14 protein-coding genes are annotated in these 13,316 nt (G+C 40.7%); 5 read left to right on the plus strand and 9 right to left on the minus strand.

Annotated elements, in window-relative coordinates; genetic code table 11:
- Positions 1-2: 2 nt before the first annotated feature.
- From I2I04_RS11705 to I2I04_RS11715, 3 genes are read left to right on the plus strand one after another with little or no spacing between them, the layout of a single operon-like run.
- A complete protein-coding gene (locus I2I04_RS11705) occupies positions 3-1,463 on the plus strand; it encodes a RagB/SusD family nutrient uptake outer membrane protein (RefSeq protein ID WP_195655082.1) in 1,461 nt (486 codons plus the stop codon).
- Positions 1,464-1,481: 18 nt separating this feature from the next.
- The gene (locus I2I04_RS11710) at positions 1,482-2,138 is read left to right on the plus strand and encodes a DUF4843 domain-containing protein (protein WP_195655083.1); all 657 of its coding nucleotides are present in this window, start codon (positions 1,482-1,484) and stop codon (positions 2,136-2,138) included.
- A 20-nt stretch (positions 2,139-2,158) separates the two neighbouring features.
- Complete coding sequence (locus I2I04_RS11715) at positions 2,159-3,745, plus strand: PKD-like family lipoprotein (protein WP_195655084.1); 1,587 nt, start codon at positions 2,159-2,161, stop codon at positions 3,743-3,745.
- Positions 3,746-3,810: 65 nt separating this feature from the next.
- Here the strand turns inward: I2I04_RS11715 and I2I04_RS11720 are convergent, their stop codons facing one another.
- Both I2I04_RS11720 and I2I04_RS11725 read right to left on the minus strand, forming a co-directional pair.
- Complete coding sequence (locus tag I2I04_RS11720; RefSeq protein WP_195471051.1) at positions 3,811-4,350, minus strand: GNAT family N-acetyltransferase; 540 nt, start codon at positions 4,348-4,350, stop codon at positions 3,811-3,813.
- Positions 4,351-4,448: 98 nt separating this feature from the next.
- Positions 4,449-5,726 carry an IgA Peptidase M64 gene (locus tag I2I04_RS11725; protein WP_195655085.1) on the minus strand — a complete coding sequence of 426 codons (1,278 nt, stop codon included), beginning with the start codon at positions 5,724-5,726 and terminating at the stop codon, positions 4,449-4,451.
- 152 nt (positions 5,727-5,878) lie between these two features.
- Between I2I04_RS11725 and I2I04_RS11730 the strand changes: the two genes are divergently transcribed.
- Positions 5,879-6,358, plus strand: a complete 480-nt coding sequence (locus tag I2I04_RS11730) for an Lrp/AsnC family transcriptional regulator (RefSeq protein ID WP_004297952.1) — start codon at positions 5,879-5,881, stop codon at positions 6,356-6,358.
- 46 nt (positions 6,359-6,404) lie between these two features.
- Here I2I04_RS11730 and I2I04_RS11735 read toward each other — a convergent pair whose 3' ends face one another.
- From I2I04_RS11735 to I2I04_RS11760, 6 genes are all read right to left on the minus strand, one after another.
- Positions 6,405-6,899, minus strand: a complete 495-nt coding sequence (locus I2I04_RS11735) for a dihydrofolate reductase (protein ID WP_195655086.1) — start codon at positions 6,897-6,899, stop codon at positions 6,405-6,407.
- A gap of 5 nt (positions 6,900-6,904) precedes the next feature.
- Positions 6,905-7,699, minus strand: a complete 795-nt coding sequence (locus tag I2I04_RS11740) for a thymidylate synthase (RefSeq protein WP_055236357.1) — start codon at positions 7,697-7,699, stop codon at positions 6,905-6,907.
- 39 nt (positions 7,700-7,738) lie between these two features.
- Positions 7,739-9,010, minus strand: coding sequence for a cardiolipin synthase (cls, locus tag I2I04_RS11745; RefSeq protein ID WP_195471044.1), 1,272 nt, complete (start codon positions 9,008-9,010; stop codon positions 7,739-7,741).
- 120 nt (positions 9,011-9,130) lie between these two features.
- On the minus strand, positions 9,131-9,460 hold the full coding sequence (locus tag I2I04_RS11750; protein ID WP_143257892.1) for a DUF5056 domain-containing protein: 330 nt from the start codon (positions 9,458-9,460) through the stop codon (positions 9,131-9,133).
- Complete coding sequence (locus I2I04_RS11755) at positions 9,441-9,992, minus strand: RNA polymerase sigma factor (protein ID WP_143257893.1); 552 nt, start codon at positions 9,990-9,992, stop codon at positions 9,441-9,443. Before I2I04_RS11755 ends, I2I04_RS11750 begins: the two co-directional genes overlap by 20 nt.
- A complete protein-coding gene (locus I2I04_RS11760; RefSeq protein ID WP_143257894.1) occupies positions 9,989-10,774 on the minus strand; it encodes a DUF6249 domain-containing protein in 786 nt (261 codons plus the stop codon). Before I2I04_RS11760 ends, I2I04_RS11755 begins: the two co-directional genes overlap by 4 nt.
- A 108-nt stretch (positions 10,775-10,882) precedes the next feature.
- Between I2I04_RS11760 and I2I04_RS11765 the strand changes: the two genes are divergently transcribed.
- Positions 10,883-12,415, plus strand: a complete 1,533-nt coding sequence (locus I2I04_RS11765) for a methyltransferase RsmF C-terminal domain-like protein (protein WP_195471040.1) — start codon at positions 10,883-10,885, stop codon at positions 12,413-12,415.
- On the opposite strand, the gene I2I04_RS11770 is transcribed toward I2I04_RS11765, so the two are convergent.
- Positions 12,412-13,239 (minus strand): hypothetical protein, encoded by an 828-nt coding sequence (locus tag I2I04_RS11770; RefSeq protein ID WP_195471038.1) that lies wholly within the window; start codon positions 13,237-13,239, stop codon positions 12,412-12,414. The two genes, I2I04_RS11765 and I2I04_RS11770, sit on opposite strands and share 4 nt — an antisense overlap.
- Between the last annotated feature and the right edge of the window lie 77 nt (positions 13,240-13,316).

Genomic DNA, 13,316 nt, shown 5'->3' on the forward strand with positions numbered 1-13,316 from the left:
ATATGAAAATTAAGCATATTATATTAGTTTTATGTACGTCATTGACGTTTTGTTCCTGCTCCGATTGGTTGGATGTACGTCCTAATAATCAAGTGGATGGAGAAGACCTGTTTAACTCTGGCAGTGGATACCGCATTGCCTTAAACGGTATTTACAAACAGATGTCAAGCCAGTATCTTTGGGGAGAAGAACTGACCTGGGGAATGGCTGATGTATTGGGACAGAATTATACTAAATCTAATTTAGGTAGTACGGACTCCAAGTATTGGCAAGCCTGCCAGTATAAATATACGGATAAAACGTTGGAACCGGTTATTCAGAGCATCTGGTCTACGGCTTACAATGCAATAGCCAATTGCAATGAATTGATAAAGAATATAGAAAGTGTCGATCCTACCATCTTTCAGGGTAAAACGCTTGAACGAGATCTAATTCATGGAGAAGCGTTGGCGTTAAGAGCAATTTTGCATTTCGAAGTCCTTCGTTTTTTTGCTCCTAGTGTAGCAGCAGATGATGGTAAGAAATACATTCCTTATTATGCAACTTTCCCTTCTGTGTCAGAACCCTACCTAACAGTGAAAGAGATATTGGCTAAAATAGAAAAAGATTTGGAAGATGCGCGCAATTTGGTGCAGACCTATGATAATCAAAAAGGTTATAAGATATTAATGACCAAAGGTTATCGCTTTGAAGGTGGGGATTTGGTGACAGACCTTTTTTACGCTAGCCGTGGTTTTCGCATGAGCTATATGGCTATTACGGCTTTACAAGCACGTGTATTCTCTTATGCGGGAGAGGCGAAAAAAGCTTATGATGCAGCGTCAGAGGTTATAAATTATACAGACGATAATGGAGATAAAATGTTTACTTTCACTGCTAATGCAAGCTTTAATACGAATCCTAAGATGAAGGATGATTTAATTTTCGCTCTTTCAAATTCAAAAGAAGTAGAACTTTTCAAGGCGTGGGATAATGTGGATGAAGATGGTGGAATGGTTTCTATCGATTATGATGATTATGAGGAAATTTTGAATGAAAATGCGAATGACAGACGTTGGAATGAGAGTGGGGGTATGATGGAAATTCATAGCGACTATGACTGGTATTGTGTGATTTCTAAAAAATATATGGATGATGCCTCTTATACGGATCTTGATAAACGTATTATTCCTGTTATCCGTTTGAGTGAAATGTATTATATCCGTGGTGAATATTTGGCGAAAACAGATCCTGCAAGTGGAGCACTGGAGTTAGAAACTGTTGCAACCAATAGAGGGTGTACAGCCGGTATTTTCTCATACGTTTCTACTTTAGAGGAATATCAGGAAGCTGTTTTAAAGGATGCACGTAAGGAATTTTTAGGTGAAGGTCAGTTATATTATTTTTATAAGAAGTATAATATACTTCCTAATTCAAAGGCTAACTTTATATTCCCATTACCGGATAACGAGATGGTTTACTAATTTATAGACGGATCGAAAATGAAACAGATATATTTATTTTTAACGGCAATGGTTTTGACACTCACAGCATGTGAGAAAGACCAGATAGGCAGATACGATTTGGGATCGTATGTTTATTTTACGCAAAAAGAAACTACTGTACAGAATTTCTCTTTTTCTTATTATCCTGGCCTTGACACTCATTCACTAGAATTTGAGGTAAATCTTATGGGAGGTTTATTGGAAGAAGACAAGAATTTTGAACTGTATATTGATACAGAGAAAACAACTGCTACTCCGGAAATGTATGAGTTAAATCTTCACCCTATATTTCATCAAGGAACTCCTATTGATCAGGTTACGGTGACTTTGAAGAATCCGAATAATATATTGAAAGATAAAGAAGCGACGTTAGTGTTTGGTATTAAGGAGAATGAAAATTTTCAACCGGGCTTTGCCGATCAGTGTAGTATTACTATTAATTTTGATAATATAGCTAAGCCACCTTTGTGGTGGGATAAGACTGTCGAAAGTTATTTAGGCAAGTATGATCCTTATAAGTTTGAAGAGTTTATAAAATGTACAGGAGTGAATGATCTGACTGGTATGGATGAAACCTTGATTCGAAAATATGCATTGGATTTCAAGGAGTATATAACAGAGCACGGATTGGATATTGATATTCCGGTTTATTAATGAGTAAAATGGATTTGAATATGAAAAAGAATATATATATTCTACTGTTATTTTCTCTGACAGTGGTTTTGGAAAGTTGCTATGGCGATAAAGGAAACTATGATTATGAGGATGTAAATGAGATAACAGTTGATTTAGGAGGTGCTAAATATACTTATGTTGTAGGAAATGTAGCCAAATTGGAACCGACCATTACTTTTGCTACGGAAGAAGTTGCAGAGTCAGAACTGGAATACAACTGGACATTGAATGGTGAATTTATATCTGATAAACGTGTATTGGAATTCACGGTGGAGAAAATAGCAAGCCAGGTAGAATGTCAGTTGCGTGTGACTAATCCGAAGACTGGTCTTACATACATCGGCCGTACATCGATGGATTTCACGCAGAAATATAATTTATATGGTTGGCTGGTGTTGTCAAAGGATGAACAAGCTTCTTATCTGAATTTTATGACTGCAACAGGTACTGATGCGGTGACTTATCAGGAGCATCTGGAAGTTTATCAAGAACAAAATCGAGAAGCTCTTCCTAAGGAAACGTTAGGGTTATTAGAACATTTCCGTTCAGGAGGTTCAAGTAGTAATCCTTCTTCTGTATGGATTGTGAATCCGAAAGCTACTAAGTGTGTGGATTTGGAAGGTGCCGCTTTTACTAAAGACCTTGTTTTACCGGATGCTTTTCTAGAACCCAGTTTTGCAGATAACTTGAATGTGAAGCAGATTGCAGAGCTAAAATGGTTGACTGTTGTAGTGGACCAAGACGGAAAAGCATACACACGTAAAAAGCTATCAGAAAAAGCTTTTCATACAGGTAAATTCCTGTCAATACCATTGACTTTTGAAAATAAAGAGGTAAAAGTTGATAGATTTTTGATTATACCGGAAATGCGTGCTTTGAATATGGCATTTGTGGAAGGTGAGAAAGGACACCAACGTATTTTAGCCCTAATGGATTATGACAAGCAATCTGCCGGTAAGGTACTTCAATTTACAGCAAAGGAAGAAGACTATAATAAGAATGGCTTTTATGATGCGCCGAAGTTGCATGATCTGTTGGATTATGAAGTTGTGTATCTGGGTTATGCCCGCCCTAAAACTACTGGACTGACAGATGGTACATATGTGATGACCCTGATTCTGAAAAAGGGAAGTGAATATTTGTATCAGGAATATTCTGTCAACAAGGCTTCTAATAGCAATCAGGTAACGGCTACTCCATCTGTCAACAAGTCAATTAGTTTTGGTAATTTATTAGAAGGAGCTGTAATTTATACAGCACCTTATATTAATAATAGAACCTATTTGTTGATAGGTAAAGGGAACGACCTTTATTATGTTGACCGTACAACGATAGACAGGGATGAACCGATAAAATTGAAAACATTTGATGCGGAAGTTACAGCTTTGAATGCGGAAACTTCACAAGGTAATCAACTGGGAGTTGGGTTAGCCAACGGGAAATTCTTTGTTCTCTCTTTAAAGACAGCAAATTTAGGGGAAATTTTGGGAGACCCGGATAAAAAAGAGTTCGAGAGATATTATCAGATGAATGGCAGAGTATTTGATATTCGTTATCGTTTTAGATACAGTAACGGTTGGACTTAATTACAGAGCTGTAATGGTATGATATAAAAAATCCCGGTAGTCATTGGAACTATCGGGATTCTTTTTTAATTGTCTTTTACTCCATATACTTCTTTATGTATTCTCTTTTTGATTGTTTCAAAGTCCTTTTCACAATCCAGTTCTCCGTGTACCATTAAATACATGGGGAGAAAGTCATCTCCGGGCTTGTAAGGAGGTTGGCAGTACTCTTTTTTCCATAGTGTAAAGCCCTGGCGTTGATAAAAGTTGATACGTCGTTTGGCCATTTCTTCCACCGGACGTTCTACTTCCAATACGATCGGGTGTTTTAAATAATTGCACAAGTATTCCAGTGTACGTTTTCCATAACCTCCATTTCGCAGGGCAGGATTGGTTGCAAAGTGTTCTACATAGTAGAAACTGTCAAAATCCCAATAGGTAATGAAGCCGACCGGCAGGTCATCATCGAAGATGATGTTATTATGAAAGTTGCCCGTACGGTCAGTGTATTCGCGCAGTTGTTCCAATTGGCGGTACTCTTCCGGTGGAAATGCATCAATCAGGAGTTCTTCCATAAATTTGTAATGTTGCAGATCCGACGTACTGATTGGTTGAAGTCTAATCATGAGGTTTGGGTTTTAAGTTTGACAATAATATGATTGTATATTGATTTTGTTTTTGGATGAGTATTTACCGTTGGCAACTATCGATGATTGCAATTCAATTAAGGAACATAAAACTCAATCATTCGGCGGATGGCACGTTGGCAAACCGGACAAAATTCCGGATATCCGTTTGTTTTCATGCGGCAGTCGTAGGCAGGACGATAAATACCTTTGGCAGAATAACCTCCTCCTTCGTATACTCCTACCGGATATTTCTTTCTTTCAGTAATAGGAGTAGGGATCGGAGTACCTGACGGGAGCATATCTTTCCATTTGGAAGTGAAGTTCACCTGTGTTGAAATATTCTGTTCCCACGGTTCGACATCCAGGGGATAAGTGTCCGTCATCACATCATCTTCATAGAAATACTCGTCGGCCAATCCACCGAAGCTGTGTCCGAATTCGTGCACTACCACCGGTTTGAACATGGGGTGATGAGCCGTGGTCAGCGTATAAGAATTGTATATTCCTCCTCCGCCATATACATCCGTGTTAGCGAGGATAATGATATGTTCGTAAGGGATACCAGCCAATACATTGTGGATAGACTTTACCCGACTGGTAGTCAGATAGCGGTCTGAATAAAAGGTATCGAAATGAGAATGAACCGCTGTTTCTTTCCACTGATTTTCGCGAGGAACACTGACACCACTATCTGTAGAAGGACTGGCTACGGCTACAATATTAAATTTACCCTTCATGGAACGGAACGGCTCGTACGAAAACAAACTTTCGCAGGTACGTTGTGCATCCTGATAGAATATATCCATTTCTTTTTCTGTATATCCCTCTGCCAGGATAGCAACATCTATGCAGTCTTTTTCATTGCCACTTTGTAGCATATACCGGTGTGGAGTAACATGTGATACTCCCCGTTTATGAATCAATATGTCATCCGGACGCACGATATGTTTGTAAGCCGCCATTGTTTTCTTTCGCGGAGAATATAAAGTCACTTCTATTTCCACAGGCTGTTTGGGATAGGGAAGAAGAAAGGTATTCTCAAATCCTTTAGCTGTTTCTTTAGCTTCGTCTGTTGACAGCCATTCTTGAAATAAAGAAGAGAAAGAAGTTTTGTAGATACACTGTTTGCTGGCAAGGTCTTTCACAATAATTTGTCCGTTGCCTTCCAGAGGAAGTTCGGAGAGATGGTGTTGACGGCCTGCCCAGGTAGGGAGCTGTGAAAGCTCATCCAGATAAATAGCCTGTTGTGTAGCATCCCCGGTAAAGATATAATCCACTCGCAATGTTTTATTCTGAAAATAATCAGCAAAATTCTGTGCGTAACTTCCTATAGAAATACAGAAACACAGAATGATACAGCAAATATGTTTCATATAAATGGTATATTTATGTTTTTCACAAAGGTACGAACTATTGTTGACTTATCCGCTTTCTGCAAATAAAAGTAATAGATTATAGTATTTGTTGTCGAAAAATCGCTAACTTTGCATAAAAGATTCATTGATAAAAACAATTTGATTCAAAAATGGGACATCATCAATTAGATGCTTTAGATGAGCAAATTCTGAAACTGATTGCAGGGAATGCGCGTATTCCTTTTTTGGAAGTGGCAAGAGCATGTAATGTTTCCGGCGCTGCGATCCATCAGCGTATTCAGAAGCTTACTAATCTAGGAATATTAAAAGGTTCGGAGTATGTCATCGACCCCGAGAAAATCGGATATGAGACTTGCGCTTATATTGGTATATATCTAAAAGACCCCGAATCCTTTGATTCGGTAACAAAAGCTTTGGAAGCTATCCCCGAAGTGGTGGAGTGTCATTTCACTACCGGAAAGTACGATATGTTTATCAAAATTTACGCAAAGAATAACCATCACTTATTGAGTATTATTCACGATAAGTTGCAACCATTGGGTTTGGCACGTACCGAAACATTAATCTCCTTCCATGAAGCCATTAAGCGGCAAATGCCAATTATGGTCGACATAGAAGATGAGGATTAATTATTAGTCAGTATTCATGGTCGGGGTACGGTAAAAATCGATTTCCTTACTTTCTCACGTAATCAACAAAAGCATAGGAGCAGAGATGTTTCTCATCCGCAGGATGAGCTTCTCTGCTTTTTTCTTGCCACAGCTCTGGGGACACTTCTGGAAAATAGGCGTCAGCTTCGGGAGCCGTACTGTCTATCTCTGTCAGGCAAAGTTCGTCAGCGAAGGAAAGAGCCTGCTGATAAATGCTTGCCCCTCCTATAATATAAATGTGTTCATCCTCTTGGCAACTTTTCAAAGCCGCTTCAAGTGAGGGAAACACTTCCGCACCGGGACATACTGTATCCGGATTGGAAGATAAAACGATATTTCTGCGATTGGGCAATGCGCCTTTCGGTAATGACTCGAAAGTTTTGCGTCCCATAAGTATGGTGTTTCCGGTTGTTAACGCTTTGAAACGTTTCAAATCATTCGGTAACCAGAAAAGAAGTTTATTCTCGAAGCCTATAGCCATGCGGCGGTCTACGGCAGCAATGATTGATACTTTACTCATCTTTTTTACACGGCTACTGCTCCTGCAATATGCGGATGCGGATCATAGTTTACTAACTCGAAGTCCTCAAATTTAAAATCGAAGATGTTTTTCACATCCGGATTGATTTTCATTTGTGGCAATGGACGAGGCTCCCTAGATAACTGGAGCTTTACTTGTTCCAAATGGTTCAGGTAGATATGGGCATCACCGAAAGTATGAACGAAATCACCGGCTTTCAAACCTGTCACTTGTGCCATCATTTGCAGTAATAATGCGTATGAAGCAATGTTGAAGGGGACGCCGAGAAATATATCGGCACTGCGTTGATATAGTTGCAGGCTCAACCGCCCGTCTGCTACGTAAAACTGAAAGAATGCATGGCAGGGAGGTAGATTCATATTGTTCAAATCTGCTACGTTCCAGGCGCTAACGATGATACGGCGTGAATCCGGATTGTGTTTGAGTGTCTCCACTACTTCGCTGATCTGGTCGATGAAGCCGCCGTTGTAATCAGGCCATGAACGCCATTGATAACCGTAGACATGACCCAAATCACCGTTCTCGTCCGCCCATTCGTTCCAAATACGTACTCCATGTTCCTGCAGATATTTCACGTTTGTATCTCCTTGCAAAAACCAAAGCAATTCGTATATGATTGATTTCAGATGCAGTTTTTTGGTTGTCAGACACGGGAAACCGTCATCAAGGTTAAAACGCATTTGATGACCGAAGATACTGATCGTTCCGGTTCCGGTACGATCCCCTTTTTCCGTGCCTTCGGTTAGCACACGATTGAGTAAATCCAGGTATTGTTTCATAATGAATAATTTGCAGTGAAAATGATTCTCCGTACAAAATTACAAAAATGGAGTGAATAAATTAGCAAACCAGCCGACGAACTTTTTCCAGGGAGAACGCTTTTTCCAAAACTCCGGTGTCAGCTGGGTGCAATGCTCGATATCGTTTCGGAACATATTATTCAATTCACTGGTTGTTCTTTTATCAAAAATAAAGGCATTTGTTTCGTAGTCATATCGTAGGCTACGACTGTTCAGGTTGGCAGTACCGACTGTGCAGAACAAGTCGTCCACCATCATAATTTTCGAGTGATGGAATCCCCCGTTGTACATGTAGACAGTAGCTCCTCTTTTCATCAGTTTATGTAACTTATAAAGTGCGGCATCCGGGGTAAAAGGGATATCGGAAGCCGAGGAAACCATGATGGTTACATCTACTCCCCGGTCGATTGTCCGGTTCAACGCCTTTTTGATAGAAGAGGTCGGTACAAAATAAGGATTGACGATATGGACATTCTTTTGTGCCGAGTAGATGCTCATGGCATAGGCATGACTTAACATACGGCTATTCTTTTTCGGGGTACGGTCTACGATTGCTACAACGATATTTGTGCTGTCTGTCTGTCCCTCATGTTGGGGAAAATAAGCTTCTCCTCCTATATTCTGTTTAGTCTCTTTGTTCCAGATAGTCAGGAAAATCTCCTGCAAATCATTGACAGCATCCCCTTCGATACGCATGTGCATATCACGCCAGGTTCCGATTTTGGGTAGTCCGTTGATATAATAATCGGCGATATTCATTCCGCCTGTATATGCCACTTTTCCATCGATAACAGCAATTTTGCGATGGTCGCGGTGAGCGGCATGATTGATATAAGGGAAAGTGAACGGGTCAAACTTAACGATTTCGATTCCTTGTTCACGTATTTTCTTGAGGTGTTTCTTTTTAAGGGGCTTGTTGTTCGACCAGTTGCCGAAAGCGTCAAACATGGCTCGTACTTCAACGCCTTCTTTCACCTTTTCGGCTAACAAAGTGAATAACGCATTGGCGATGGAGTCATTTCGGAAGTTGAAATATTCCAGATGAACATGGTGTTTAGCTTCCCGGATGGCTTCAAATAGATCGATAAACTTTTCCCGTCCGCTTTTTAGCAGTTTTACTTTATTATTATCAGAGATAGGGATTCCCGACTCTTCCAAGAAATGCAGTACTAGGGAATCGCTTGTTAGTCCGATTGAGTCTCTGGGCTGCGTCATCAGACTGTCGATGACATCTGCCTGAACATGTAATAAAGACAGGAACAGAAATAAAATAAATATACGTAGTTTCAAAACTCTTCTCTCTATTTTAGTTTACAGAAGAACAAAGATACGATATCTATGTTTGGGCCCCTTTCCTATTAAGGGTAAATTTATCATTCTTTAACGAAAAGAGAAACTTCTAGGAACTAATTATGCCATAGAAGCGACCTTTCGTGTAGCCATAAATAATAGTACAACAGCTGCGATAATTATTGACTTTGGATCAAGGCTGGTAGTGCCATGATTAATCATACCGATAAATACTTCTCTTATTGTTTCCCAAGCTGCTTCCAATCCGCCTAACCATACAAAAAGTACGGCGGCCACAGCCATTACGAAGGCACTCCAGATACGAGCCAAGTGGTTGCTACGACCGGGTAAATGGTGCATGACACGGCGACTGAATCCGTTGTCAGCTATTTCCTGCTTGTTTTCTGCGAAGAAATCACGCAAGAGCTTATCATTGTCTATTTCTGCCATAACCGTTTTGTTTTAAATACGTTGCTAATTTTTCTTTTCCACGTGACAGGTGGCTTTTCACCGTTCCTGACGGTACTCCTACAATACCTGCTATTTTGTCGATGCTGATGTCCTCCATATAGAACAACATAATGCAGGTTCTTTCCACTTCCTTAAGCATTCTGAGTGACTGGTAGACATCCATTTTCTGTCCTACATTCTCTTGTTCGGTACTGTTAATGGCGTCTATTTCTTTTGTATCCAAGTCGGCTGTCTCTTTCCGGCTGCGAATATAATCATAAAAAACATTATAAGCAATACGGTACAGCCACGTAGAGAAGCTTGACAAATTTCGAAAAGAGGCAATGTTTGTATATGCTTTGATAAACGTATCTTGTGCAAGGTCGTCACTCAATTCGCTGTCGCCGCAAGTCAGGTTCAGGAAGAATCGTCGGATGGGCGACTGGTACTTCCCGACCAACTGGTCGAAGGCCCTGGTGTTCTTGAACACCACGACCTGTGCGACTAACGATATATCATTGAGTTGGCTCATTTATTCTCGTCGTTCTTTTCTTCGTTTACTCCATTATCTTTCTCTCCGGATTCGGAAGGGATGATTTCGAAGCCATCGGTTTTGACGTTATCCTGATTCTTTTTTTCATTTTTATGGGTAGTATACATCTGGGGAGCATTTATACCTTGAGTCTGTTGTTTGCTGCCGATAATCCATTGTCCGATACCCATAAATGTAACAAGTAAACCAATAGCTCCAATTCCGAATTCACCGGTGATTGCCCAAAGGAAGATGAAAAGACCGACACCTGTAAAGGTGTTCTTGATGCCTTGTGAACGTGAGTCAACCGTTTTGTTTTCACGAATAAATTCTTCTGGCAATGGCTGACCTGCTGCGAGTGCCTGTTCGGCAAGGCGATAGCGTGCTTTCCGGTTTTTATAACGGAAAAAGAAGATTACAAACAGAATGAATACCGGAAATCCGAATACGGCAATGATCGATATGATTGCTATGAGAATACCTCCATTAATACCAAAACCATGGAATGGGAAATCGTCGTCGTCCGATTCGAATGTAAAACTGGCCTTACCATGACCTGTACTGACATTACTAGAGTTTGCATCTACTTCTGTGGAATCAGTATCCGCTGTATCTACACCGATGACTGTGACAGCAGTATTGTTTGTATTTGCTTTGTTATCCTTGGCCACAGTTACTTTGACTGTTCCGACGGAATCGCGGACAATGGTGGTTTTGTTTTGGGCAATAGCCAGTGTGCAAGTGGTCAGTACAACCATCAATGCTAATAGAAAATTTTTCATATCAATAGTTTTTTTATTTATTTCTTTGTCTGTTAGACGTAGTTAATATCATAGAAAGTTGCAAAGAGACGAAATATTTTTGATATTTGCGGAAATTAATCACGAGAAATGGAATTACCTGCTTCTTTTATAGACTATACCCGCGCCCTGCTGGGCGATGAAGAATACGCCAAATTAGCTGTTGCCATCCAACAAGAACCACCTGTCAGCATCCGGTTGAATGATGGGAAATTGAAAACAGAAAATGGAAAATGCACAATTGTACAGCAAGCAAGTTGTGCTACTGATTTTCAACTTTCAACTTTTAATATTGAATTAAATCAAGTCCCTTGGTCTTCCGAAGGGTTTTATCTGGATGAACGTCTCACTTTCACGTTTGATCCATTGTTTCATGCAGGCTGTTATTATGTTCAGGAGGCTTCTTCTATGTTTGTGGAGCAGGTGCTCCGGCAGTATGTCACCGGACCGGTGAAGATGCTGGATCTTTGTGCAGCTCCCGGTGGAAAGTCAACTCATGCCCGCAGTGTGCTTCCTGAAGGGAGTTTGCTGGTGGCTAATGAAGTCATTCGGAACCGTTCGCAGATCCTTGCGGAGAATTTAACGAAGTGGGGACATCCGGATGTGGTAGTAACTAATAATGATCCGGCAGATTTTTCGGCTTTGCCGTCTTTCTTTGACGTGATTCTTACAGATGTTCCCTGCTCCGGTGAAGGTATGTTTCGTAAAGACCCTGTCGCTGTAGAAGAGTGGAGTCCCGAGAATGTAGAAATCTGTTGGCAGCGGCAGCGGCGGATTATTGGAGATATTTGGGACACGTTGAAGCCTGGGGGAATTCTTATATATAGTACGTGTACATTTAATACGAAAGAAGATGAAGAGAATGCACGTTGGATTCAACAAGAGTATGGAGCTGAACCGTTAACTGTGCAGATACAGGAAAACTGGAATATAACAGGAGATCTCCTGGCGGATAACTGTGATGGTTCTAAATCTTCTATTCCTGTCTATCATTTTTTCCCTCATAAGACGAAAGGAGAAGGTTTTTTTCTGGCAGCTTTTCGGAAACCGGAGACAGGAGACGAGATTCCGGTAGCTTCTTTCTCGAAGGAGAAAGCTTCTAAAAAGAAAGATAGGAAAGGGGGGGCAGCATCTTCTCCTGTTTCGAAAGAACAGCTGAATATAGCAAAAAGTTGGCTGAATAATGAAAATTCGGACCAGTATATTTTGTCGGCGGAAGGAACAAGTATCCGGGCTTTTTCACGGCATTATGCTGATGAATTAATGGCGATGAAACAATGCCTGAAAATCGTATCGGCAGGAGTGGAGATAGGAGAAGTGAAAGGAAAGGATTTGATACCTGACCATGCATTGGCGATGTGTAGTTCACTTTTATGCCGGGAAGCTTTCGCTACGGAAGAAATAAGTTATAAACAGGCCATCACTTATTTACGAAAAGAGGCCATTACCTTGCCGGTAACAGCCCCTCGTGGATATGTTTTGCTTACGTATCGGCATATTCCTCTCGGATTTGTGAAGAACATCGGCAATCGTGCCAATAATCTCTATCCGCAAGAATGGCGTATTCGTAGTGGATACTTGCCGGAAAATATACGCATATTATCGGAAGACACTGTTGATTAAGGCAGTATTCCTGCAGGTATTTCCTGTTCGGAAAGGGTAAAACTCAATTGTCTGCCTGTGCCTGGTTCGCCTTCAGCGAGCTCTTCCAGCGTGTAGGAGGGAGGTGGCGCAGGTGATGTCCGTGTTTCTCCGATGGGGGGAGTATTCCAATTCAAATTTAAGCTTTTATCCAGCCGGTGAAATGCGTATGCATTCCCCCACAAGATGAATTTATGATCGGAAACAGGTGTTGCTGCATCTTTGGAAAAGGTGAGAGTCAGTATGGCTTTCTCATTATTTCCTTCTTCTTTTTCCAGTTTATAACTTCCTTGAGTTATTAAGGTAAGTCCGGATGAAAAAGCTGTTTGTTCTCCCTGTTTGAAAAAATAAGCATCCCGTGCGTGGTTGTTGATTAGAAAAATGTCGGAAATACCAGGCAAAAGATTTGCGTCTCCGTTTGGTAAGTTAGACAAGTAGCTGCGGAGCAACTTTATATCTTCGTAATTGTCGACAACCTTGATTGGCAGGGTGCAGGTCTCTTGTGTAGCGTTATCCGTTACTTTTAGATAAGTTTGCCCGGTGAGAATACCGGTAACATAAATCATACGTCCGGCAGGTACTCCGGTCCAGCCGGTTTCGGTTCCTGCGCTTGCGATGCGTGTGTCTTTAACTTCAAGCGAGTAATCACCATTTCCGCTTTCCAGTCCAAGGTAACGTCTGCCACCCATGGGTACTTCATATTCACTGTTGTAAAAACGAAGTGGATTTTCTTCATCCTCTTTACATCCACTGAATAGTGTAAGGATGCAACATAACATTAATAGATAGAATTGTTTAGGTTTCATAATCTGTATTTTATGTTCGTTGCAAATGTAACATATTATTTTGAAATATTTAGTTGGAACTTGAAGAAAATGAGAGG

The sequence above is a fragment of the Bacteroides sp. 1001136B_160425_E2 genome (assembly GCF_015559655.1).
Classification (GTDB): domain Bacteria; phylum Bacteroidota; class Bacteroidia; order Bacteroidales; family Bacteroidaceae; genus Bacteroides; species Bacteroides luhongzhouii.

Bases quoted from the DNA above. Each gene is read 5' to 3' on its own strand.
- I2I04_RS11705 (WP_195655082.1), top strand. From the start codon at position 3: ATGAAAATTAAGCATATTATATTAGTTTTATGTACGTCATTGACGTTT.
- I2I04_RS11710 (WP_195655083.1), top strand. From the start codon at position 1,482: ATGAAACAGATATATTTATTTTTAACGGCAATGGTTTTGACACTCACA.
- I2I04_RS11715 (WP_195655084.1), top strand. From the start codon at position 2,159: ATGAAAAAGAATATATATATTCTACTGTTATTTTCTCTGACAGTGGTT.
- I2I04_RS11720 (WP_195471051.1), bottom strand. From the start codon at position 4,350: ATGATTAGACTTCAACCAATCAGTACGTCGGATCTGCAACATTACAAA.
- I2I04_RS11725 (WP_195655085.1), bottom strand. From the start codon at position 5,726: ATGAAACATATTTGCTGTATCATTCTGTGTTTCTGTATTTCTATAGGA.
- I2I04_RS11730 (WP_004297952.1), top strand. From the start codon at position 5,879: ATGGGACATCATCAATTAGATGCTTTAGATGAGCAAATTCTGAAACTG.
- I2I04_RS11735 (WP_195655086.1), bottom strand. From the start codon at position 6,899: ATGAGTAAAGTATCAATCATTGCTGCCGTAGACCGCCGCATGGCTATA.
- I2I04_RS11740 (WP_055236357.1), bottom strand. From the start codon at position 7,699: ATGAAACAATACCTGGATTTACTCAATCGTGTGCTAACCGAAGGCACG.
- I2I04_RS11750 (WP_143257892.1), bottom strand. From the start codon at position 9,460: ATGGCAGAAATAGACAATGATAAGCTCTTGCGTGATTTCTTCGCAGAA.
- I2I04_RS11755 (WP_143257893.1), bottom strand. From the start codon at position 9,992: ATGAGCCAACTCAATGATATATCGTTAGTCGCACAGGTCGTGGTGTTC.
- I2I04_RS11760 (WP_143257894.1), bottom strand. From the start codon at position 10,774: ATGAAAAATTTTCTATTAGCATTGATGGTTGTACTGACCACTTGCACA.
- I2I04_RS11765 (WP_195471040.1), top strand. From the start codon at position 10,883: ATGGAATTACCTGCTTCTTTTATAGACTATACCCGCGCCCTGCTGGGC.
- I2I04_RS11770 (WP_195471038.1), bottom strand. From the start codon at position 13,239: ATGAAACCTAAACAATTCTATCTATTAATGTTATGTTGCATCCTTACA.